This window comes from Rhizobium sp. NFR07 (assembly GCF_900111905.1).
Classification (GTDB): Bacteria; Pseudomonadota; Alphaproteobacteria; order Rhizobiales; family Rhizobiaceae; genus Neorhizobium.
The window spans coordinates 34,673-54,731 of the sequence record NZ_FOKM01000003.1 but is presented as its reverse complement, the minus strand read 5'-3'; the positions used below and the strand labels follow the sequence as shown (position 1 = coordinate 54,731).

At 62.7% G+C, this 20,059-nt stretch carries 21 protein-coding genes and 1 pseudogene; 13 read left to right on the top strand and 9 right to left on the bottom strand.

The genetic code is table 11. The annotated features are described in order from the left end of the window. The first annotated feature begins 47 nt into the window (after positions 1-47). From BM216_RS07135 to BM216_RS07125, 3 genes are all read left to right on the top strand, one after another. Positions 48-482 (top strand): Ros/MucR family transcriptional regulator, encoded by a 435-nt coding sequence (locus tag BM216_RS07135; protein ID WP_092997198.1) that lies wholly within the window; start codon positions 48-50, stop codon positions 480-482. A gap of 260 nt (positions 483-742) precedes the next feature. Next, positions 743-1,186 carry a helix-turn-helix domain-containing protein gene (locus BM216_RS35185; protein WP_348271996.1) on the top strand — a complete coding sequence of 148 codons (444 nt, stop codon included), beginning with the start codon at positions 743-745 and terminating at the stop codon, positions 1,184-1,186. Next, on the top strand, positions 1,179-2,039 hold the full coding sequence (locus tag BM216_RS07125) for a DUF6456 domain-containing protein (RefSeq protein ID WP_244530112.1): 861 nt from the start codon (positions 1,179-1,181) through the stop codon (positions 2,037-2,039). The genes BM216_RS35185 and BM216_RS07125 overlap by 8 nt, the downstream gene beginning before the upstream one ends. Here the strand turns inward: BM216_RS07125 and BM216_RS07120 are convergent. After that, on the bottom strand, positions 2,036-2,458 hold the full coding sequence (locus tag BM216_RS07120; protein ID WP_092997195.1) for a SufE family protein: 423 nt from the start codon (positions 2,456-2,458) through the stop codon (positions 2,036-2,038). The two genes, BM216_RS07125 and BM216_RS07120, sit on opposite strands and share 4 nt — an antisense overlap. 282 nt (positions 2,459-2,740) lie before the next feature. Further along, on the bottom strand, positions 2,741-3,178 hold the full coding sequence (locus tag BM216_RS07115; protein ID WP_092997192.1) for a DUF5330 domain-containing protein: 438 nt from the start codon (positions 3,176-3,178) through the stop codon (positions 2,741-2,743). 496 nt (positions 3,179-3,674) lie between these two features. On the opposite strand from BM216_RS07115, the gene BM216_RS07110 reads away from it, so the two are divergent. The 5 genes from BM216_RS07110 to BM216_RS07090 all read left to right on the top strand — a co-directional run bounded on the left by BM216_RS07110 (position 3,675) and on the right by BM216_RS07090 (position 8,652). Next, positions 3,675-5,306: a sensor histidine kinase gene (locus BM216_RS07110; RefSeq protein WP_143102744.1), complete on the top strand. Its 1,632-nt coding sequence runs from the start codon at positions 3,675-3,677 to the stop codon at positions 5,304-5,306. Continuing rightward, complete coding sequence (locus tag BM216_RS34595) at positions 5,278-6,474, top strand: peptidoglycan-binding domain-containing protein (protein ID WP_244530111.1); 1,197 nt, start codon at positions 5,278-5,280, stop codon at positions 6,472-6,474. The genes BM216_RS07110 and BM216_RS34595 overlap by 29 nt, the downstream gene beginning before the upstream one ends. Positions 6,475-6,567: 93 nt before the next feature. After that, entirely contained in the window at positions 6,568-7,047 is a 480-nt protein-coding gene (locus BM216_RS07100) for a hypothetical protein (RefSeq protein ID WP_092997186.1), read from the top strand. A gap of 267 nt (positions 7,048-7,314) precedes the next feature. Then, entirely contained in the window at positions 7,315-7,653 is a 339-nt protein-coding gene (locus BM216_RS07095; protein ID WP_092997183.1) for a hypothetical protein, read from the top strand. A 132-nt stretch (positions 7,654-7,785) separates the two neighbouring features. Further along, on the top strand, positions 7,786-8,652 hold the full coding sequence (locus BM216_RS07090) for a protein-L-isoaspartate O-methyltransferase family protein (RefSeq protein WP_092997180.1): 867 nt from the start codon (positions 7,786-7,788) through the stop codon (positions 8,650-8,652). 155 nt (positions 8,653-8,807) lie between these two features. Here BM216_RS07090 and BM216_RS07085 read toward each other — a convergent pair whose 3' ends face one another. Further along, positions 8,808-9,179, bottom strand: a complete 372-nt coding sequence (locus tag BM216_RS07085) for a VOC family protein (RefSeq protein ID WP_092997177.1) — start codon at positions 9,177-9,179, stop codon at positions 8,808-8,810. A gap of 74 nt (positions 9,180-9,253) precedes the next feature. Here BM216_RS07085 and BM216_RS07080 point away from each other — a divergent pair, with 74 nt between their 5' ends. Both BM216_RS07080 and BM216_RS07075 read left to right on the top strand, forming a co-directional pair. After that, a complete protein-coding gene (locus BM216_RS07080) occupies positions 9,254-9,700 on the top strand; it encodes a MarR family winged helix-turn-helix transcriptional regulator (protein WP_092997174.1) in 447 nt (148 codons plus the stop codon). Between the two features lie 575 nt (positions 9,701-10,275). Next, positions 10,276-10,623 (top strand): DUF1491 family protein, encoded by a 348-nt coding sequence (locus BM216_RS07075; protein ID WP_092997171.1) that lies wholly within the window; start codon positions 10,276-10,278, stop codon positions 10,621-10,623. Positions 10,624-10,656: 33 nt separating this feature from the next. On the opposite strand, the gene BM216_RS07070 is transcribed toward BM216_RS07075, so the two are convergent. From BM216_RS07070 to BM216_RS07060, 3 genes and pseudogenes are all read right to left on the bottom strand, one after another. Next, positions 10,657-11,682 (bottom strand): DUF2336 domain-containing protein, encoded by a 1,026-nt coding sequence (locus BM216_RS07070; RefSeq protein WP_092997168.1) that lies wholly within the window; start codon positions 11,680-11,682, stop codon positions 10,657-10,659. A 236-nt stretch (positions 11,683-11,918) separates the two neighbouring features. After that, positions 11,919-13,522, bottom strand: a pseudogene (locus tag BM216_RS07065) (arylsulfatase). 259 nt (positions 13,523-13,781) lie between these two features. After that, positions 13,782-14,057 (bottom strand): hypothetical protein, encoded by a 276-nt coding sequence (locus tag BM216_RS07060; RefSeq protein WP_092997165.1) that lies wholly within the window; start codon positions 14,055-14,057, stop codon positions 13,782-13,784. Between BM216_RS07060 and BM216_RS07055 the strand changes: the two genes are divergently transcribed. Beyond that, a complete protein-coding gene (locus BM216_RS07055; RefSeq protein ID WP_092997161.1) occupies positions 14,057-14,248 on the top strand; it encodes a hypothetical protein in 192 nt (63 codons plus the stop codon). The genes BM216_RS07060 and BM216_RS07055 overlap by 1 nt on opposite strands. 109 nt (positions 14,249-14,357) lie before the next feature. Here BM216_RS07055 and BM216_RS07050 read toward each other — a convergent pair whose 3' ends face one another. The 3 genes from BM216_RS07050 to BM216_RS07040 form a co-directional block, all read right to left on the bottom strand. Further along, entirely contained in the window at positions 14,358-14,954 is a 597-nt protein-coding gene (locus BM216_RS07050; protein WP_092997158.1) for a DUF1254 domain-containing protein, read from the bottom strand. After that, positions 14,947-15,534: a DUF1214 domain-containing protein gene (locus BM216_RS07045; RefSeq protein ID WP_092997155.1), complete on the bottom strand. Its 588-nt coding sequence runs from the start codon at positions 15,532-15,534 to the stop codon at positions 14,947-14,949. The genes BM216_RS07050 and BM216_RS07045 overlap by 8 nt, the downstream gene beginning before the upstream one ends. Positions 15,535-15,729: 195 nt before the next feature. Next, positions 15,730-17,970 (bottom strand): transglycosylase domain-containing protein, encoded by a 2,241-nt coding sequence (locus BM216_RS07040; RefSeq protein WP_244530130.1) that lies wholly within the window; start codon positions 17,968-17,970, stop codon positions 15,730-15,732. 247 nt (positions 17,971-18,217) lie between these two features. Here BM216_RS07040 and BM216_RS07035 point away from each other — a divergent pair, with 247 nt between their 5' ends. Together BM216_RS07035 and BM216_RS07030 are read left to right on the top strand one after the other, a co-directional pair. Beyond that, positions 18,218-18,679, top strand: a complete 462-nt coding sequence (locus tag BM216_RS07035; protein WP_092998420.1) for a YcgN family cysteine cluster protein — start codon at positions 18,218-18,220, stop codon at positions 18,677-18,679. Positions 18,680-18,874: 195 nt separating this feature from the next. Beyond that, entirely contained in the window at positions 18,875-19,981 is a 1,107-nt protein-coding gene (locus tag BM216_RS07030) for a helix-turn-helix transcriptional regulator (RefSeq protein WP_177230728.1), read from the top strand. The last annotated feature ends 78 nt before the right edge of the window (positions 19,982-20,059 follow it).

Genomic DNA, 20,059 nt, shown 5'->3' with positions numbered 1-20,059 from the left:
GGAGGTCGCGGTCGACGCCCGTACTGCATGAGAACAGGAGACTGGAAATGACAGATATGGCACTGGGCAAGGGTCCCGAGCTGCTGGTTGAACTGACCGCAGACATCGTGGCTGCCTATGTGAGTAACCACGTAGTTCCCGTCGGTGATCTATCAAACTTGATCTCCGACGTTCATTCGGCGCTGAGCAATACATCTTCGCCGACCCCGGTCGTTGCGACTGTTGAAAAGCCGAAGCCTCCGGTTCCGATCAAGAAGTCGATCGAAGACGACTACCTGATCTGCCTCGAGGATGGCCAGAAGTTCAAGTCACTCAAGCGCCACCTGATGACCCATTACAACATGACGCCGGACGAATATCGCGAGAAGTGGGGCCTCCCCGCCGACTATCCGATGGTTGCTCCGGCCTATGCCGAAGCCCGCTCGCGTCTGGCGAAGGAAATGGGTCTCGGACAGCGTCGCAAGCGCGGCCGCGCCAACTGACCATTCGGCCACCGACCGGTTATGGGGATGACCGGTCCGTTGCCGTGGAAATGCGACCGGCGTAGCAACGCCGTAACGAGCCGGGCCTGTGCCCGGCTTTTTTATTGGGGGGATAGGAAGAGGAAAAAAATCCCATTCGCGTCTGTGGAAAGCGGAAAAATCCGAACGTTTTCAGCGCAGCTATCAAATGTGATATCCCACGACATTCCCACATCCGCTCAAAGGTGTATGAATTAATTCCTATTCAAGAAGGAGTTGTCATGCCGTTTGAGAATTCTCCCAGCCGCGGGATCGCCGGGCAACCCGCCCAACGGCAGGCATTGCCGGATCTTCACCAGACGGCGCTCGTCCCGGTGCCGCGCCGGTTTCCGGCAAGCCTGCCGCTGCGGACCGTCTGCCGCGTGGTCAGCCAGATCACCGCCGAAATGCTGTCCCTGCTCGGCGATCGCGTGATCGTGCGCCGCGACCGCCGCCGGCCGTCCTGCCACGTGCGGCAGATTGCCATGTATGTCTGCCATGTGGCCCTGCAGATGACGCTGAGCGAGATCGGCACCGCCTTCGGGCGGGACCGCACGACGGTCGGTCATTCCTGCCATGTGGTCGAGGACCGCCGTGACGATGCCGCCTTCGACGAGTTCGTCTCGGCTATCGAGCGCAGGGCCACTGCCGTCTTCGCTTCGCAGGAGTTTGCCGCCTATGAATGATGCGACGAGCAGAAAAACCGCCGCCAACGCAGGGAATGCCGTTGGTCCGAGGCCACGTTCGAAGGCCTTGATCCGGCTAGTCCGCCATGTCCTGCAACGCGAACAGCCGATCGAACCGGGGCCAGATGGCACGGTTCGCATCGGGGCGGAACAGCGCGCCTATCCCGCAAGGCTGCTGGCCGAGGCGCTTTCCCTCGGTCTCGTCTCCCGCGCGGGAAAGCTCTTGAGCGCGACACCGGAGGCCCGCACCTTCCTGCGCCGCGCCATGGTCGAGAGCGAAGAAGCCTATCTCGGCCAGCATCGTGAGATCGAAACGGCGACGGTCGAGATCGGTGGCACGCGACAGACGGTGAACCGCAATCTCGACGAATCACCGCTTTCTGCACTCAGCCGCCTCAAGGGGCGGGGCGGCGAGCTGTTCTTTCCCGCCGAGGCGATCGATGCCGGCAACCGGCTGCTGGCCGATTTCACCCGCGGGCAGCTGCAGCCGCGCGTGACCGCGTCCTGGGAGCCGCGGCTTTCTGCCCGCGCCAAGGGCGGAGCGGGCGGCATGGCCGATATTGCCGCAAGCGCCGTGGAAGCCCGCCAGCGCTTCGGCGGCGCCATGGAGGCTATGGGACCGGAACTTTCCGGCGTTGCCGCCGATGTCTGCTGTTTCGGCAAGGGGCTGGAACTCGTCGAGCGGGAACGGCAATGGCCGGCGCGTTCCGCCAAGCTGATGCTGCGCACGGCCCTGATGACGCTTGCGCGCCACTACGCGCCGCCGCCCAGGCCACAGCGCCGCGGTACCCACCATTGGGGCACGGAGGACTTTCGCCCGAACGGGAACGGCTTCGGGACTGCTGCGGGTTAGGCGGCAGCCTTGATCCGCGCCTCCTCGCGAATGCGCTTCACCATGGAGCGCAGTCCGTTGGCCCGCTGCGAGGAGAGATGCTCGACGAGCCCGATCTTGTCGAACGTTTCGATCGCGTCGGTGGCGGCGATTTCGGATGCACGCTTGCCGGAATAGGTGGCAAGCACGATGGCGACGAGGCCGCGTACGATGTGGGCGTCCGAATCGCCCTCGAAGGTCATCACCGGATCAGCACTTCCGTCTTCCACATGGCTGACCAGCCAGACCTGGCTGGCGCAACCCTGGACCTTGTTCTGCGCGGTGCGCTTTTCCTCGGGCAGGTCGGGCAGCGCCTTGCCGAGTTCGATCACATAACGGTAGCGATCCTCCCACTCGTCGAGAAAGGCGAAGTCGTCGATGATCTGGTCAAGCTGCGTCATGGTGTTCCGCTAATATTCCGGCCGTCTGTTCCTTTGCCTCCATATAGGTGTTTTAGCGCCCGAGAACAGAAGAAATGCCCGGAAATGGAGGAAATGCTGAACAAATGCGGCCTTCGAACAAAAGAAAAAGCCGCCGTGAGGGATCTATTCCTCACGGCGGTCAGCAAGTGCTGATCAGTAGGGCAGGCAGTCAGGCGCCGGGAAACCGTGGCTTTGGAACCCGGCGCAAGAAGTGAAACTCGTCAATCGTTCAGGATGAGGCCGGGCCTCGGGAAGCGCCGATCAGGGATGCGGGCGCTTGAGCGGCAGCGGAACGGTGCCGGTGGAAATCGGGTCGGAACGGACAGCAGCCTGGCTCTGTGCGATGGTTCCGGTCGGGAAGGGCGTCGGATCCGGATCCTGCTTCAGCGCGACATCGGCGGCCGGCTGTACGGAGGCGTCGTCGCCGAACTGCTTGTCGAGAAGCTGCAAGGCGACGCGGGCGCCTTCGGTGGCTCTCACACCCAGCGCAGAAAGCGTCTCGGAACCCTTTTCACAGACTTCCGGTCGTTCGCCGCAGATGGCGGAGATATAGGCATAGGCGCCGGTGGCGGCCGAGATCGCATCGCCGACCTGAATGGCATTGGTGCCCTCGGTCACGGCGGCCGGCTTGTCGCTGAAATAGGACAGCGCCACCAGCACGAATGCGAGAAAGATCATACCCTTGATCAACGAAAACATTGTTCCTGTCCTGCCTGGACTCTCTACCTGCTCTTATCCACAGCGAATTCTGGTTCGCTGGTCGACCGGTCTGTGCCGCTCTTGAACATGACCGTACCGCGAGGAAGCAAATGTGCCTTTGACGCCGACGCTCGAATTTTCCTAAAATTTTATCGAATTGACCTTTCTCGCGGCGTCCAGCCTATCCATCTGCAGTAGGTCTACGGCTTTTGGTACAAGTTCTAGCTATACCCGTTAAGCATAAATGGGGCGCTCCCCCCAAAGGCAAGGCGTTTCATCGCAGCCCGTCTGCCACACTGGTTAATGCATTTCGAAAAATTGAACCAAATCCGCCGCTTACGCCCCGTTAACCAAAAGCCGAGAACTATTTGCCGATCTGTCCCAAACCTGGAAAACCGTCCGTTTGGCGGACTTCCGGAGGCGTCATTCTTATCCTTTCCTTAAGTCGCGGACGCCTAATGTGACGCCACAAGTTGAGTCCGTGTCAGGGTATTGCGTGCGCGTATTGAATAACATTGCCGGCAGAGCCGTGAGGGCGGTCGATCAGACCGCCGAGCGCTGGCTTATGCGAGCCATGGGAGAGGTCGGCGAGGATGCCGCGAGCGAAGAGCTTCGCGCCGGCGACGTCGTACTTCTGCGCCGCATCATGCTTGCCGCCGGTGCCGCCCTGCCGCTGGCGCCGCTGGCCCTGACGGGCGTGATGAGCCCGGTCCTCGCACTTCCCGTCGGCGTTGCCGCCGTCTTCTCCGTTTCCCTTATCGCCGTTGCTGCCGCCTTCGCACGCCCGCGCCCGCTGCCGCAATCGCCTGCCTTCTCCGACGACCTCGCCTTCGAAGCGTCGCCCGGCCTGATGCTGTCACTCGATGTGCAGGGCAGGGTGGTCAAGGCCGGCGGCCGTGATCGCAACACCTTCCCGTCATCCCTGCGCGAATGCGCCCGCGAGATGCTGGTCGAACGCGTTCACGTGTCGGACCAGATCGTGCTCCTCCAGGCGCTGGACACCCTGCGCCAGGGGGCTGCGAAAGCCTGTGTCGACGTCCGGGTCCAGAAGGCCCTGTCGCCGGCCGACGGCCGCCAGTTCATGCCGGTCCGTCTCGATTTTACCGCCATCCGCAATGCCGAAGGCGATCTCGTGCAGATCCTTGCCCAGGCGCTCGATTTTTCCGAACTGGACGGTCTGCGCAAGGAGGCCGAGCGCCGCATCGAGGACGCCCGTTCAGCGCATGAGACGAAGTCGCGCTTCCTCGCCGCCGTCAGCCACGAGCTGCGCACCCCGCTCAACGCCATTCTCGGCTTTTCCGACGTGCTCGCCGGCGAATATTTTGGCAGGCTCGAAAACGATCGCCAGCGCGAATATGTCGGGCTCATCCGCCAGTCGGGCGGCCACCTTCTCTCCGTCGTCAACGCCATGCTCGACATGTCGAAGATCGAAGCGGGACGTTATGAGCTGCTGGTCGAGCCCTTCGGCGCCGCCGACGCGATGGAAGCCTGCCGCGCCATGCTGGACCTGCAGGCGCGCGACAAGGGCGTGACGCTGACGGCACGGGCATCGCGCGGCATGCGTGAAGTCATCGCCGATCGCCGCGCCCTGCAGCAGATCCTCATCAATCTCGCCGGCAACGCCATCAAGTTCACCGAGCGCGGCGGCGTCGTTTCGATGGATGCGGCAATCCGCGGCAATGATCTCGTCATCACCGTCAGCGATACCGGCATCGGGATTGCGGCGGAAAAGCTCTGCACGCTCGGCCAGCCCTTCACCCAGGTGGAAAGCGACCATGCCCGCCATTACGAAGGCACGGGCCTCGGCCTGGCGCTGGTCAAGGGACTGGTCTGCCTGCATCGCGGCACGTTCGCCATCACCAGCAAGCCCGGCGAAGGCACGGTCGTGACCATCACGCTGCCGGCCGATGGACCTGATTCCGTTGTGGATGACGAAAGCATCGTCATCGAAACGGCCGAATTCCCGCCAAGATTGGTGGGCGTTCAGGCGAAAGGCATGAATGAAGCTAGGCCCGGCCTTGCCGGACAGGTGACCGTGAGCCAAATTGGAGCAAATGCGGCCGGGATGATCGAGGCCGGACTGAAACAGGACCTGAACAATGACCACGCGGAAGCGAAAAGCGCCTGACAGGCGCAGGACGAAGAAGGAAAAGAACCTTCTGTCCCGCCTCCTGGCGGGCACCGCTGCACTTGTGGCACGTCACCCCCGGCCGGCCGCCGGCGGGGCGATCTTCATCGTCGTCTTCTCCTTCGTCGCCGCCAATGCGCTCTGGTACCAGCCGGGCCATCATCCGTCGCCCTTCCTCGCGACCCGCGACCCGAGCCATCCGAATGCGATTGCCGGCTACCGCACGCGGGAAACGCCCGATCCGAGCGACGTCACCACCTTCCGGATCGAACGTGCACCGGTGGGCGGCCAGACCCAGACGACCATCCAGCGCACTGGTGACGCACCGGCCGAGCAGGCCGCAAACCGGCAGCCTGCGCCGGGCGCGGCTCCCCAGCCCAGTGGCGACACGATCGAAAGCATCATCGGCGGCCAGCCGGCGCCGGATCGCGAACTCGTGGCCGGCATCCAGCGCGAGCTTTCCCGCCGCGGCCTTTATGACGGCGCCGATGACGGGCTGATGGGCCCGCGCACCGAGGCCGCCATCCTGTTCTTCGAGGAGAGTACCGGCCTGCCGCAGCGCGGCTACGCGACGCCGGAACTTCTGGCCACCCTGCAGATGCAGGGCCGGCCTTCCTCCGCTCAATCCTCTTCCGCCATGCCCGATGCGGCCGCATCCACGGCGCGCGATGCGACATCGGTGCTGCCGACCCCCATTCCGCGCCAGGCGCCGCGCGGCGAGATCCGCCCGGTCAACGTCGCCAGCCTGCCGAACGACCGCCCGGCGGTGCAGCCTGCCGTGCAGACCGCCAGATCCCAGCCGGCCCGCCCGGTGGAGAAGGTCGCCGTGCGTTCGGAAGACCCGATCACGGCGGCAATCCGCTCGGCCGAGCGCCAGCCGAACATGACACCGCCGGCAGATATTCCCCGCGCCCAGCAGACACGGGCGCAGGCCCGTCCCCAGCCGCAGCAGCAACGCTCGAGCGACCCGCTGCCCGCGACCCAGATGGTGCTGCAGATCCAGAAGGGCCTGTCCAACATCGCCTATACCGATGTCGAGGTCGACGGCGTCGCCGGCACCCAGACCAAGGCCGCGATCAAGCGCTTCCAGAGGCACTACCGGCTGCCGGAAACCGGCGAGCCGGACGAACTGGTGCTGAAGAAGCTGAAGGCCATCGGCGCCCTCTGATCCCGTCCATTCAGCTGCAAGTCCCTCTGGCCATATCCAGCCGCCGGTGTCAGGTTGCGTCGATCCGCACTAAGGGGATGGAAAAGATACGTGATGAACTCCCTGTTCCGGCTGCTGAGAGGACGCGAAAAGATCAGCGCGGCGGATCAGGCTTGGGTTGACGCGATCGAAGCGACTTATCTCACCAGCGAGTTCGGGCATCTGCGGATCTTTGCCGATGGTCGCAATGCTGGCCTCGATTACGCGCCTTTTATGTTCGGCGGATATTACCGCTGCGTCGAGACCGTGAATTCGAATGGCGGCTGCACCATGGAGGCCGGCGAAGAGGCCTGGTTCCTCGGTTATTACGTCTTTCCCTATGACGGCGTGCTTCGGCTGCACCTTCACGACGGGCGACAGGAAAGGCTTCTCACCTTTGTCGACGTCTATCCTGAAACCGAAACGCTGATCCGCTCCACCTTCCTGGCGCGGCCGGAACGCTACTTTGAACCGGCACCCGCTCCTTCGGCCAAGGCTGCCGGCCTTGCTGCGCTGCGCGAGAAAGTGCTTTCATTGCGGCGACGGCGGCAATAACCGGATGGTGACCCGAGATTGACCGCCTCGCGCCGATCCATACCTTTTGTTTCATCCCACCCAGGCCGCGTACTGCTTTTTTCACTGAATAGCCACCATGCCGCGGCGCTTGCTGAAGGCAGATGACGCATTTGGGCCAAGGGTCGTCACGGCGGAGAAGCACCAGGAGCGGTTATCCAATGACCTGCGCCAGCATGGAAATCCATGGATGCTTCCCGCACGCACCCCATGTAAGCTGGTGACTATCGAAGACCATTGAGGTGGCCCATGCCCCGTTTCCTTGCCGTCTACACCATGAAGCACGAGGATTTTGCGGCTTTTCGGAGCCTGCCCAAGGCCGAGCAGGACGCCATCGATGCCGTTGGCATCAAGCAGTGGGCAACGTGGCTGGAAAGAAACGCCGCATCGATCCTCGATCATGGCGGCATGGTGGGGAAGACCACGCGCATCACCAAGGACGGCATCGCGGATGCGGCCAATCCGCTCTGCGGCTATCTGGTGGTCGAGGCTGAAACCGCGGATGCCGCAGCAAGGCTTTTCCAGGACCACCCTCACATCACCGTCTTTCCCGGCGACGGCGTGGATATCATGCCGTTCGTAACCTGATGATCCCGAGGCACCTGCCCTCCGATAGGGATGGCCGGCCGACGGAAGTCCACTCCCTCCGCCTTCGGAAGATCGGCCAGGAACAGACAGGCTCGATACCGCGTCCGGGATTCATGGGAGATGGTTCTGTTGATGACACCAAACGAACTGAAACTGCTGCGCCGCGCCTATGCAAAACAGATCACGGCGGCTGTCAAAATTGTCGATGAGCGTGTCGAAGCGGCTTTTGCCGAAGTGCCGCGAGAGAATTTCCTTGGTCCCGGCCCATGGCCGATCTTCCGGATGCGGAAGGCCTATGTTCCAACTCCGAACGCAGATCCGGTCCATCTCTATACCGATGAGATCGTCGGTATCATTCCCGAGCGCCACATCAACAACGGTCAGCCGTCGTTTCATGCCTTCCTTCTGTCGAATGCCGCGCCGCGCATGGACGAGCATATCGTGCATGTCGGCGCCGGTGCCGGCTATTATTCCGCGATTATGGCGCAAATGGTTGCCCCATCCGGCAGGGTGACGGCGATCGAGTTCGAGCCCGAGCTTGCCGCGCGGGCGACAGAAAATCTTGAGCCCTACCGCAATGTCTCCGTCATCCAGGGGGATGGCAGCGCCGTGGCCTTTGATGGAGCCGATGTGATCTATGTGAATGCAGGAGCGACCCGACCGGCAGATACATGGCTGGACCGACTCAACGACGGCGGGAGGCTGATCCTGCCGCTGACGACCGATCTCGGATTTACCAGCGCCAACTGGAGCAACATGCACCTGCGCGGAGCGGTATTCCTCGTGACGCGCAGGGGCGGGGAGTTCCATGCGCAATGGATCTCCCCGGTGGCGATCTTCCCCTGCGAAGGAATGCGCGACGCGGAATCAGAAAAGGCGCTCGCGGCGGCATTCGAGAGCGGCGAGCACAAGCGGGTAACGCGGCTCTACCGCAGCGATGCGCTGCCGGCCGAGCAGTGCTGGCTTCGCGGCCCCGGCTGGTGCCTGGCTTATTTTTAGGCGGCAATCCGGCAATTATACCGTTGCTGAGATCCTGACTGGCGCGACGATCCGGTCCCTCTGCTGAAAAGTGATTGGCCGGCACGGACCAAGCACTCCTGTCTGGCTGGCACGAGCGCAAGGCCGTGCCGGCGTTTTCGCAATTGATGTCTAAATCATGTGGTCGGCACGGTATGCGCCGTAATCGTATAGCCGAACGGGTCGACGAAGGCGAAGTAACGACCGAACGGTCCGTCCTTTGGTGGGAATGCTATCTGCACATCGCGCTCGATCAGATGCGCGTGCAGGGCATCGGCGTCGTCGCAGCCAAACCAGATCGCGATGCCGGCTCCGAGCTTGTCGGTGTCGTCAAAGTCCTCGACCGGCGTACGGACGGCGAAAGGGATCGGATGCGTTTCAAAGACAACCGCGCCGAGAGGGGCCTTGGGCGATGGGATAAGCCCGACAATGTCCTGATAGAAGCTCCGTGCGGCGTCGAGATCCTTCGTCTGTATTCCGATGAAATCCGGTCCAATGAGGCGAGGCATGGGCTGTCTATCCTTTCTGCGTGAGGCCCGCTAATGTCAGGGCGCTGATACATGAATAATATAAGGGCCCTGATATGTCCAGCCTGATCGAGCCGCCGATTGATGACACCTACCGTTCGCTCGGATACGCGCTGAAACGCGCCCAGCAGGCGCTTCGCGGTCATCTCGATGAGGAACTTCGCAACATCGGACTGACCACGCCGCAATGCTCGGTCCTGGCGGGACTCGAGCTCAGTGACGGCATGTCGAATGCCGAACTGGCGCGCAGGGCGTTCGTCACGCCGCAGACGATGCAGGCCATCATCGTCACCCTTGAACGGGATGGCCTCGTCAAGCGAACGGCCCACCCGGTGCATGGCAGGGTTCTGACGACTGAACTGACACAGCAGGGACGTTCGGCATTGCTTGCCGCCCACGAAATCGTCGCCAACGCGGAATCCCGGGCGCGGGATGCGGTCGCACCGGATGATCCGGGGATCATATACGCGGCGCTGCTGCGGATCGCAGAGGCGATGCGATGACGGGAGACAGGGCGCCTGGTCAAACAATTTGACCGTCGAACGCAACTCGTCCGCCTGCCGTCGATCCCTCGCATCATCGGAACGAACTGCACTTTGCCCGGTTGGGGCCGCGTAGGGTCAACTGAGGAAACATCCCAATGATGAAAATTCTTGCGGTAACCGCGCTGTCGATCGGTCTGGCAACATCTGCTTTCGCTCAAAGCTCCGGCGGCGGCTCAGGGTCGGGCTCCGATGGCGGGTCGTCATCTTCCGGCAGTTCAGGTGCGTCCTCGTCTGGAAACAGTTCCGGCGCAGGCGGTTCGGGTTCCGGCAGCAGTTCCGGAACGAGCAGCAGTGACGGCGGTCAGAACAATTCGCCGTGCGGCAAGGCCAGCGCTACGGGTGAAGCTGCCAAAAGTGCTCCCAATGCATCGACCAGTGAAACGACCACCGGGTCGTCGGGGTCCGGAAACTGCTGATATCGCCCGAAACGGTGATCGAGATCTGCCTCTGGGCTCGCCCAGGGGCAGCGTTCATTCCGCCCACCGGTCCAAACCCCATTCCGCTTGTCCCACCAATGCGCTAAGACGCGAGCCATGCGCCTTCGGTCCGATATCTACGTCTCCGCTCTTGTCCGCCGGGTCTTTTCACTCGGCGGTTTCGCCGCCGTGGAGCACAAGGGGGCGGAGGAGGCGGGAGCGATCTTCATCCGCACGCGAAGCCGCGACGGGCGCGAGAGCCTCTATGCACCGGCGCCGCAGAATTTCTTCGATGAGGATGACGACGGCCAGCGCAAGTTCGAGACGCGCCTTGTCGATGCCGAAGCGGATGCCGTGCGCGAGGCACTCGACCGCGAACTTCGCTTCGACAGCGATCTTTGGGTGGTCGAACTGGAGATAGATGAGACCGAGGGCCTGTTCCCGCTGGTGGCGGAAGACAGTTAAGGCTCGGGGCATCCCGATGTCCTTGGAATGGATTTAGCGGCTGCGTGAACCGACAACGTTGCGGCGCACCGTGGCGGATGTCCGCAGCGGCCGGTCGGCGGCTTGCTCGATATCGCCAATGTCGTTGCCGTGGGTATAGCGGTCGGCCTTGCGCCAGGCCTCGACGCGCCGCCCGCATTCGTCCTCGTCGAGCGCGTCCCAGAGGCGTTCGACCTTGGGCTTGTCGCCGTCCATCTCCGCCAGGTGGCCGTAAAGCCGGGTCAGCATGTAGCAGCCGTCTTCCGCCCGCATGCCGAGGCTTTTCAGAAGCATCGCCATCTGCTGGCCGGAAAGGTCGAGCATGACCCGTTCGGCAAGCCAGACGCTGGTCACCAGTATGTCGGAAAGCACCCGAGCCAGAAACCCGGCCTCGCGGTTGCGGGCAAAGCGTACCAGCAGCGCTTCCTGCGTGGGCGTCAGCGTGCGCAGGCCGACCCGATCCGAAGGCGCCCGGTCGAGATGCGCGGCAAGAAGTTTTATGCGGTTGCGGAGGTCCTCTTCCCGCGCCGCGCGCCCGTCCATGGGTTCGGCAGGAGGTGCGGGTAGCTCGGATGAGACAACGATTTCGACCGGTTCTTCGGCCGCCGGCGCGTTGGAAAGCAGCACCCGGTCATGGCGCAGGCCGACCAGCGCGTCGATGACGGTCGGCGACAGCGCCTCGCGGCGCACGATGGCGCGTACGTGGTCGATGCCCTGCGTGCGGGCGATGGCGACCAGTGCCTCGTCGGAAAGGCATTTGGAAACGGCAAGGAACGGCGCGGCAATGGCGATCGGCTGGCAGCCGATGAAATAGGCGACGGCGGCCGGCACGTTCGGTGATTGGGAGAGGGCTGCCACGGCCTGGCGGCGGGCTTCGTCGGAGGAGGCGGTGTAGAGCGGCGCGAACAATTCGGCGAACTGACGCAGTTCCGATTTGGACGGATGCGAAAGGCCTTCGAAACTCGTCACCGTCGCCAACAAAACCACGTCCTTCTTGCGCATGGCCTGCGGTCTTTCCAGCTCTCGAAACTCACTCGTCACGGCAATCTCACAAACGCAATACAAAAGGAGGCGCTGACAAATGGTTGAACCGCCGCAAGGCAGCCGACGCTTCATCTACCCTGCCTGGGGAACTCCCGGTGGCCCGCGGACGGACAACTCTTCCACCCGCATGCCTAGGTGATCCATGCTAGGCCCGTTACGGTTAATGCATGGTGAAGATGGCCCCGTTTCGGCACAGTTGAAATGGGGAAAACCGGGCTCGCCTGCCTGCCGCATCATCGGCTGGCGCCAGGCGCTGACAGGCTTTGCATGACCTGATCCAGATTGAACGTCGCCGGTTTCTGCCGGATCGGAAACTCCTTGAAACTTTCCAGCCACTTGGCGACGATCGCCTGGGACGGGACGACGAGAAAGGCGCGGTCGAACACCCACGTTTCATATTCGATCGAACTGTCGCCCCGTTCGAACGGATCGGCGCGCAGATTGTACATCTTGGGGACGCGCAGGTTGGTGAATTCGTTGCGCCAGACGCCGATGCCCTCATGTTCCTGCGCCTTGAACACCAGCTTCCAGTCCATCACCCTGACCGCGACAAGCTCCCCGTCATCGTTCCAGTACATGAATTCCCGGCGCGGCCCGTCATTCACCTCGCCCCGGAAGAAGGGCATCAGGTTGTTGCCGTCGAGATGAACCTTGAAGCTCTTGGCACCGGCCTGATATCCGGCCTTGCACTTGCCCACGATGTCCGGCTCCCCGGCCGCCGCGCAGAATGTCGGGATCAGGTCGTAATGCGAGACCATGTCGTTGTAGACGCTGCCGGGCTTGATCACGCCCGGCCAGCGGATGACGGTCGGGACACGATAGCCACCTTCCCAGTTCGTCGCCTTCTCGCCGCGGAACGGCGTATTGCCGCCATCCGGCCAGGTCATCACCTCGGCGCCGTTGTCGGTGGTGTAGACCACGATGGTGTTTTCCGTGACGCCGAGATCGTCGAGCTTCTTCAGAAGCTGGCCGACATGGCCGTCATGTTCGACCATCCCGTCCGGATAGAGCCCCTTGCCCGTGACCTGCTGGGACGATGGCTTCAGATGCGTGTTGACGTGCATCCGGGTGGAGTTGAAATAGCAGAACCACGGCTTGCCGCTCCTGTTCTGCCGGTCCATGAAATCGAGCGCCGCATCGCAGAACTCCTGGTCGACCGTTTCCATCCGTTTCCTGGTTAGCGAGCCCGTGTCCTCGACGCGCCCGTCCGCGAAGGAGTGGATCACGCCCCGCGGCCCGAAACGTTTCCTGAATTCGGGCTCTTGGGATAGTCCGGATTTTCGGGCTCTTCCTCCGCATTCAGGTGGTAGAGATTGCCGAAGAACTCGTCGAAGCCGTGATTGGTCGGCAGGAACTCGTCCTTGTCGCCCAGGTGGTTCTTGCCGAACTGCCCGGTATTGTAACCCAGCGATTTCAGCAGTTCGGCGACCGTCGGGTCTTCCGGCCGGATGCCGATATCCGCGCCGGGCAGGCCCACCTTCGTCAGGCCCGTGCGGATGGGAGACTGGCCGGTGATGAAGGCCGCCCGGCCTGCGGTGCAGCTCTGCTCGCCATACCAGTCGGTAAACAGAGCACCTTCATGGCCGATGCGGTCGATATTGGGAGTTTGGTAGCCCATCATGCCGCGATGGTAGATGCTCGGATTGAACCAGCCGATATCGTCGCCCATGATCATCAGGATGTTCGGCTTGCTCCCCGCAGAGGCGGGGGACTGCTGGGCGCGTGCCGGCGCTGACAGGGCGATACCCGCAAGCGCGAGCGAGGTGCCGCCCAGCATCAGATCGCGACGGCTGACCGGCAGGCCTTTCTCTCCGGTATCCTTGATCGTGCCTTGCATCGTCCCGCTCCCCGTTTCGTCCAGGTCAAAATGAGTGGGAAAACTCAATGCCGGAACGTCAGGGCGCGTAAGTACGCAACAGTAAATCGCGGCGTAAAACCGCGCCCGTGAAACGAAACGAGGCCTTGTCGCCCGCGATGCGCGCCGGCCCGTTGGAAGGCCGCATTCGCCTTGCCCCACAAATTCGCCCGTCTCCGGTGAACCAAATCTGCAACACCGCGTTTCTCAGTGGGATACTGAGAGACATTTGAAGCAAACCCTATTTTAGCATTAACGGACTGTTTACCCTGCTATGGCTGAATTCGACGCAGATCCGGCAAGAGTGGCCGGGCAAGAGGCGGAAGGCGTAAAGCCGCCGCAACCCGTCGGCCATGGCGGAGCCGATGGATGAAATGTCGCTGCATCCGGCAACGGACGCTTTGACGAGAAAGGCGCGAATGTTTCCGTATTCGGCGGAGGCGCGTCGGCCCGGGCAGGGCAGGGTGAAACTGAAGCCGTCTTCATCCGTCTCGATCCCCTGAATGGAGACGAGCAATGGCAGAGATCGTTGTAATGAATGTCTGGCGCGACAGGAACAGGCGCAAACTGGAGACCAGCCGCGTCTCGATCGGCGCCTCCGAGGCGACGGGCGAAATCGTGCTGTTTACCGGCGTGCGTTATGAGCGCTACGATGACCGCATGGACCGCGCGGCCCAGAACCACGCCGTACGGTACGAACAGAACTGAGACTGACCTGGACCGTTTCCGCTTTTCGTCGAAACGCGAAATCACTCTGATCCTTGGATCTTGCGCAGTTCCGGACGCAAGGCCGATGCGCACTTTTGCTGGAACAGCTCTAGAACTGGCTTCTCGAGCGCCACTGGAACGGCGCGCAGGTCGCCTGATCCAGGAATTGCGACACGAGCGGACCAAAACTCTTGTGAGTGGTCAGGCTCCGGAGCGCCGCATACCCTTCCGTCTGCTGCGTCTCGACCAGCACCGTCTGGGCAAAGCCGCGCGGCAGGCTCTTGCGCAGAACCGTCAGCTGTGCGGGCGTACCGACGACCACATCGACGACGCCGTCTGCCGATGTCCGGTCATTGATCGAAAAGACCTCGTTCGACGACGAATCATAGACGCCGAGCGACCAGAAGGGCACGCCGCCATTCGGCGCCGTCAGCCGCACCGGCGCCTCGCTGATGTCGAAGGCACAGACGGTCATCTCCACCATCGGATCATCCTTCAAGAGCCCGGCACGATCCGGCTTTTCGCTTAAGCGGTAGAAGCGCTGGTTCTCGCCCTCCGCAAGGATGCGCGTATAGGCATCCCGCTGGGAAAACTGCGGCAGCGAAATGACGATGACCAGATGCAGCAGTGCCGCGCCCACGAGCCCGGTCAGGATCGCGAACAGGATCTTCAGCCAGAAGAAATTGCCGAGAAGACGCCTAAACATTGCCGCATCCGATTCTCTGGATGCCGGGCATGGCAAGGTCGATCAGGCCGGAGCTTCCGGCCGCCGGCGTGTCGAGCAGCGTCAGCGTCAGGCGAAACGGCCCGGCGCCGGAAACGGCAAGCCAGTTGCCGGCACGCGCCCTCTGCGAAATGCTGATATCGAGAGATCCGTCCGGCCGGCGCAGCACCGCGCGGGAATTGAGCGCCACCGGCAGGTCGGCATTGGCGGAAGGCGGCAGGCCGTTCGGAGCTGTGGCAAACAGCGTCCAGAACCGCGCCGTCGGCGTCTGGCCGGTCAGCCTGTAGGTGCAGTTGCCGGTCAGCCGCTGGCCGCTGTCGTCGGTCTGCGCGGTAAAGCTCAGGCCCTCCGCCGAGGCATAGAGAATACGGCCCGCATTGGCCCGGTGGGATTTTGCGTAAGGATCGGCCTTTTCCGTCTGCGCCTCGGGAAACGCCTCCCACGGCCCAAGTTTGATCGCACCGAAGCCGACAGTGGCATCGAGCGCAACCCGCGTCGACCAGATCCCGCCTCCGAAGGCGATGACAAGCGCTATGGCAACGAGAAAGGGGACACGGAACACGGTCGACTTTGGTCCTCGGCATGAATGTGAGGGAGGGATAACATTGATTCCCCCTCGGGGAAATGCCGGGATGGGATGGGGCACAAAATCAGTGTCTTAGCTGAAAGCCAAATGCTCGATTTCGCTGCGGACTGAACGAGGCAGCGCCGCGTTCAGAAATTGCAAGTGAGGAGATTGCTACGCAGAACCAAAAACTCACGGCAACGTATTCGTCCGCACCGTCCTGATCACCGCCGGTTTGCGCGCCGGCTTTTCTCCGTCCGTCCGACCTTCGGCGGCCGCTCGCGCACCCGGCGTCGAGCCCGTCGTCATTGCATCCGCCACCTTCGCCGTCGCCGGCACAAGCGGCGCCGCGACCTTCAGCGTCTGGGCGATCTGTTTCAGCACGCGGGTGGATTCGGCAGACAGCGAGCGGGGCCGCGTCAGGGCCATCAGGGTCGGATCGCCTTCCTTCTTCTCGGCCACGGCGTCGCCCGGCTTGTGCTTGCCGGTCGGCAGCGGGTTTTCGATGCCGGGGATCGGTTTCAGCTCGATACCCTGATGGGCATAGTCCATCAGCTTCTTGAAGGTCATCGCCGGCAGCGCGCCGCCGGTCATGTTGTTCATCGAGGTGAAGTCGTCGTTGCCGAACCAGACGGCGGTCGTGTAATTGCCGGTAAAGCCGATGAACCAGGCGTCGCGATAGCTCTGCGAGGTGCCCGTCTTGCCGGCGGTAACGATGCCGCCGTCCAGCGCCGCGCGCCGCGCCGTGCCGATATAGGGGATCTGCGTCAGGATGCGGTTCATCGAGGACGTCGCCTGCTCGGAGAGCACGCGATGGGCCGGCGCCTCATCGCGGTTGAAGTCGTAGAGCACGTCGCCGCCATAGCCCAGCACCTGCTCGATGCCGTGGCGGCGCGACTGCATGCCGCCCGCCGGCATCACGGCATAGGCCGTCGCCTGGTCGAGCACGGTCACTTCCGAAGTGCCGAGCGGGATGGTCTTGTCGGTCCGAAGCGGCGTCTCGACGCCCATCGCCTTGGCCGTATCCGCGATCACCTGCGTGCCGAGCACGTCCTTGGCCAGCCGCACGGGCACCGTGTTCAGCGACTGCGCCATAGCGGTCAGCAGCGTCACCTTGCCCTTGTAGGACCGGCCGTAATTCTGCGGCGACCAGCCGCGCCAGGTGATCGGCGCGTCTGAGATCGTCGTCTCCGGTTTCATGCCGTGTTCCATCGCGGCGGAATAGGTATAGAGCTTGAAGGACGAGCCCGGCTGGCGCAGTGCTTTCGTGGCGCGGTTGAACTGGCTTTCGCCATAGTCGCGGCCGCCCACCATGGCGCGAACGGCACCGCCGTTCTCGATCATCACCATGGCGCCCTGCTTGACCTTGTAGCCTTCGCCGAATTCGCGAAGGCTCGATTCCATCGCCGCATCCGCCGCCTGCTGCAGGCCGGTATCGATCGTCGTGCGCACCACGACCGAATGCTCCCTGATCTTGCCTTGCTTGGCCAGTCGCTGAACCTCGTCGAAGGCCCAGTCGAGGAAATAGTCCGGCGCCTTCACGTCGGCGCGGTCGATGGCGGTTGCCGGGTTGCGCCGCGCGCCGATCACCTGGCCTTCCGACATCAGCCCGCTCTGCACGAGGTTGGAGAGGACGTCATTGGCGCGCGCTCGCGCCGCCGGCAGGTTGACATGCGGGGCATATTTCGCCGGCGCCTTGAACAGGCCGGCGAGCATCGCGCTTTCGGCAAGGCTGACCTCGGTCAGGTTCTTGCCGAAATAGAACTGCGCTGCCGCAGCAGCACCGAACGTGCCGCCGCCCATATAGGCGCGGTCGAGATAATAGGAGAGGATCTCCTTCTTCGACAGGTTGGCTTCCAGCCATACCGCCAGGAAGGCTTCCTTGATCTTACGCTCGATCGACCGTTCGTTGGTGAGGAACAGGTTTTTCGCCAGTTGCTGGGTCAGCGTCGAGCCGCCCTGCACGACCCCGCCCGCCTTGGCGTTTTCGGTCAGCGCCCGGCCAAGGCCGATGAAGTCGATGCCGTAATGGTCGAAGAAACGGCGGTCCTCGGTGGCGAGAACGGCCTTGATCAGATGATCGGGCAGTTCGTCGATCGGCACGGAATCCTCGTGGATGATGCCGCGATGGCCCACCACATTGCCGTATCGGTCGAGGAAGGTGACGGCGAAGTCGCCGCGATTGCGCCAGTCTTCCTTGGTTTCCTCGAAGGCAGGAAGGGCGAGAGCTAGAAGCACGACGGAGCCAGCCGTACCGAGCGTCATCGCTTCGCCCGCGATTTCGAATCCGAGCTTCTTCCAGCCGCGCACGCGGAACCGGCGGAAGAAGATGGTGATCTCCTCCCACACTTCGGTCAGCTTGAAGCCGAGGTTCCAGACGGTGGAATCGATCCAGCTGTCGATGCGCAGAAACAGGTGGCGCTTTTTGCGCAGCTTGCCTTTCGGCGCGTCGGAAGCGCCGTTCGGCTGCTCATCGGATTGTCTGCGCTCGTCCTGCAACCTTCTCCCTCCGCGCCCAAAGGCGATGCTTCTGCTTGACGTCGCCCCCGATAAGGATCAGGAGCATAAGCTGGCCACGGTTATTCAGCATTAGCTGACAAATGGTTGATGCGCGATTGTAAAATCGCAACACGAAAAGGGCGGCCGACACGATTTGTATCTTCGTGCCGCAAAAGTGATGATGAACGATCTGCCTTTCTGGAAACTGAAGCCACTCGAGGAATTGAGTCAGGGCGAATGGGAAAGCCTGTGCGATGGCTGCGGCCTCTGTTGCCTCAACAAGCTGGAGGATTGGGACACGGGCGAGGTCGTCTTCACTTCGGTTGCCTGTCGGCTGCTGGACGGCGACAGCTGTCGCTGTTCCGACTATCCGAACCGCCAGAAGACGGTGCCGGACTGCATCCAGCTGACACCTCAGGCGGTGCATGACATCCATTGGCTACCGCCGACTTGCGGCTATCGGCTCGTGCGCGACGGCGAGGATCTCTACTGGTGGCATCCGCTCGTTTCCGGCGATCCCGAGACTGTTCATCTGGCCGGTATTTCGGCCAGGGGCCGCACCGTCAGCGAGACGGACGTCGATGTCGATGATTTTGAGGATTATCTTGTTGACTGGCCGCTGACCGTCGGCCAGAACGCATGACACGGCATTGGTGTGGATAGAATAATTTCCACTCCTCAAGGGAAATAAGGTTTTGCTGCATTAGTGTTTCGTACGATATCGTACGGAGAGCATTTGATGCCGCAACGAGGTTTCGCTACGTCGTTTGACGCGTATACTCCGCCCCCGGGTGGTGTTATCGTCTATTATAACGTTAGAAAATCTCGAACTACTTCCATGAATGCTCAATCCACTTTGGCGGATCGCCTCTACGAAGCAGCACTCGTTCCAGAACTGTGGACCGAAACATGCGAGCGTTTGGCCGAAGCGGCAGGCTCGACTACGGCTTCTATATTCACCGTCGATGAGCGCGGCACACACCGCTATGTGACGACCCCCAATTTCGCCGACGCCTTTGCCGAGTTCGCCGTAAGCGAGCACCGGTTCAGCAATAGGCGGCCTGCGCTGGCGATGCAGCATTCTCCATTTTCCTTCGTTCGCACATCGGACCTGATGACGCCTCAGGCCATGGCGGAAGACGTGGTCACGCGCGAAGTCCTGGTGCCGCGCGGCATAGACTGGGAAGCCGGCTGGGTGTTTCAGGAGCCGACCGGCCATGTAATCGTCATCAGCCTGATGCGCGCCAGGGGGCTCGACAATTTCTCCGATGACGTCCTGGCGAAGTTCGATGCGCTGAAGCCCGATCTCGCCCGCGCCGCCTACATGTCGTCGCGGCTCGCCTTCAACGAGGCGCGGTCGATGGCGGAAACGCTCGCAATGCTCGGTCTGCCGGCCGCGATCCTCGGCGAAAACGGCCAGGTCGTCGCCGCCAATCCCGACCTCGAGGCATTGGCGCCGCGCATCCGCACCGGCGCCGGAGATCGGCTCGTTCTGGACCATGCCGGCGCTCGCGGCCTGATGGATGATGCAATCATGCGCTTCAAGGCGCAGGCCGTGCCGACCGTGCAGTCGGTGCCTATGCTCGGCCGGGACGGCCAGCCGCCGCTGATCCTGCATCTGATGCCGGTGCGCCGCGCCGCCCGCGACATCTTCTCCCGCTCGATGGCGGTTCTCGCCGTCACCCAGGTGGGCCAGGTCGGTCCGCCGGACATGCGCGTGCTCTGTGGCCTGTTCGACCTCACGCCTGCCGAAGCCCGCGTCGCGCGCGGCATCGCCATGGCGCAGACGCCGGAAATGGTCGCGGCCTCGCTCGGCATCTCGCTTGAAACAGCCCGTTCGCACCTGAAGCGCATTATGCACAAGACCGGCACGACGCGGCAGGCCGAACTCGTGCTTCTCCTTTCCGGCCTGAACGCCCCCGGTACGGGGCCGGGCGGACGTTAGGAGCGGACGGCGAGGTCGTCTAGGGGTAGACGACCTCGCCTGATCGCCTATTTCCCAAGCTATCTTTTGTCGCCTGCC

Excerpts from the sequence above, each read along its gene's own strand:
- BM216_RS07135 (WP_092997198.1), top strand. The coding sequence starts at position 48 with ATGACAGATATGGCACTGGGCAAGGGTCCCGAGCTGCTGGTTGAACTG.
- BM216_RS35185 (WP_348271996.1), top strand. The coding sequence starts at position 743 with ATGCCGTTTGAGAATTCTCCCAGCCGCGGGATCGCCGGGCAACCCGCC.
- BM216_RS07125 (WP_244530112.1), top strand. The coding sequence starts at position 1,179 with ATGAATGATGCGACGAGCAGAAAAACCGCCGCCAACGCAGGGAATGCC.
- BM216_RS07120 (WP_092997195.1), bottom strand. The coding sequence starts at position 2,458 with ATGACGCAGCTTGACCAGATCATCGACGACTTCGCCTTTCTCGACGAG.
- BM216_RS07115 (WP_092997192.1), bottom strand. The coding sequence starts at position 3,178 with ATGTTTTCGTTGATCAAGGGTATGATCTTTCTCGCATTCGTGCTGGTG.
- BM216_RS34595 (WP_244530111.1), top strand. The coding sequence starts at position 5,278 with ATGACCACGCGGAAGCGAAAAGCGCCTGACAGGCGCAGGACGAAGAAG.
- BM216_RS07100 (WP_092997186.1), top strand. The coding sequence starts at position 6,568 with ATGAACTCCCTGTTCCGGCTGCTGAGAGGACGCGAAAAGATCAGCGCG.
- BM216_RS07095 (WP_092997183.1), top strand. The coding sequence starts at position 7,315 with ATGCCCCGTTTCCTTGCCGTCTACACCATGAAGCACGAGGATTTTGCG.
- BM216_RS07090 (WP_092997180.1), top strand. The coding sequence starts at position 7,786 with ATGACACCAAACGAACTGAAACTGCTGCGCCGCGCCTATGCAAAACAG.
- BM216_RS07085 (WP_092997177.1), bottom strand. The coding sequence starts at position 9,179 with ATGCCTCGCCTCATTGGACCGGATTTCATCGGAATACAGACGAAGGAT.
- BM216_RS07080 (WP_092997174.1), top strand. The coding sequence starts at position 9,254 with ATGTCCAGCCTGATCGAGCCGCCGATTGATGACACCTACCGTTCGCTC.
- BM216_RS07075 (WP_092997171.1), top strand. The coding sequence starts at position 10,276 with ATGCGCCTTCGGTCCGATATCTACGTCTCCGCTCTTGTCCGCCGGGTC.
- BM216_RS07055 (WP_092997161.1), top strand. The coding sequence starts at position 14,057 with ATGGCAGAGATCGTTGTAATGAATGTCTGGCGCGACAGGAACAGGCGC.
- BM216_RS07050 (WP_092997158.1), bottom strand. The coding sequence starts at position 14,954 with ATGTTTAGGCGTCTTCTCGGCAATTTCTTCTGGCTGAAGATCCTGTTC.
- BM216_RS07035 (WP_092998420.1), top strand. The coding sequence starts at position 18,218 with ATGAACGATCTGCCTTTCTGGAAACTGAAGCCACTCGAGGAATTGAGT.
- BM216_RS07030 (WP_177230728.1), top strand. The coding sequence starts at position 18,875 with ATGAATGCTCAATCCACTTTGGCGGATCGCCTCTACGAAGCAGCACTC.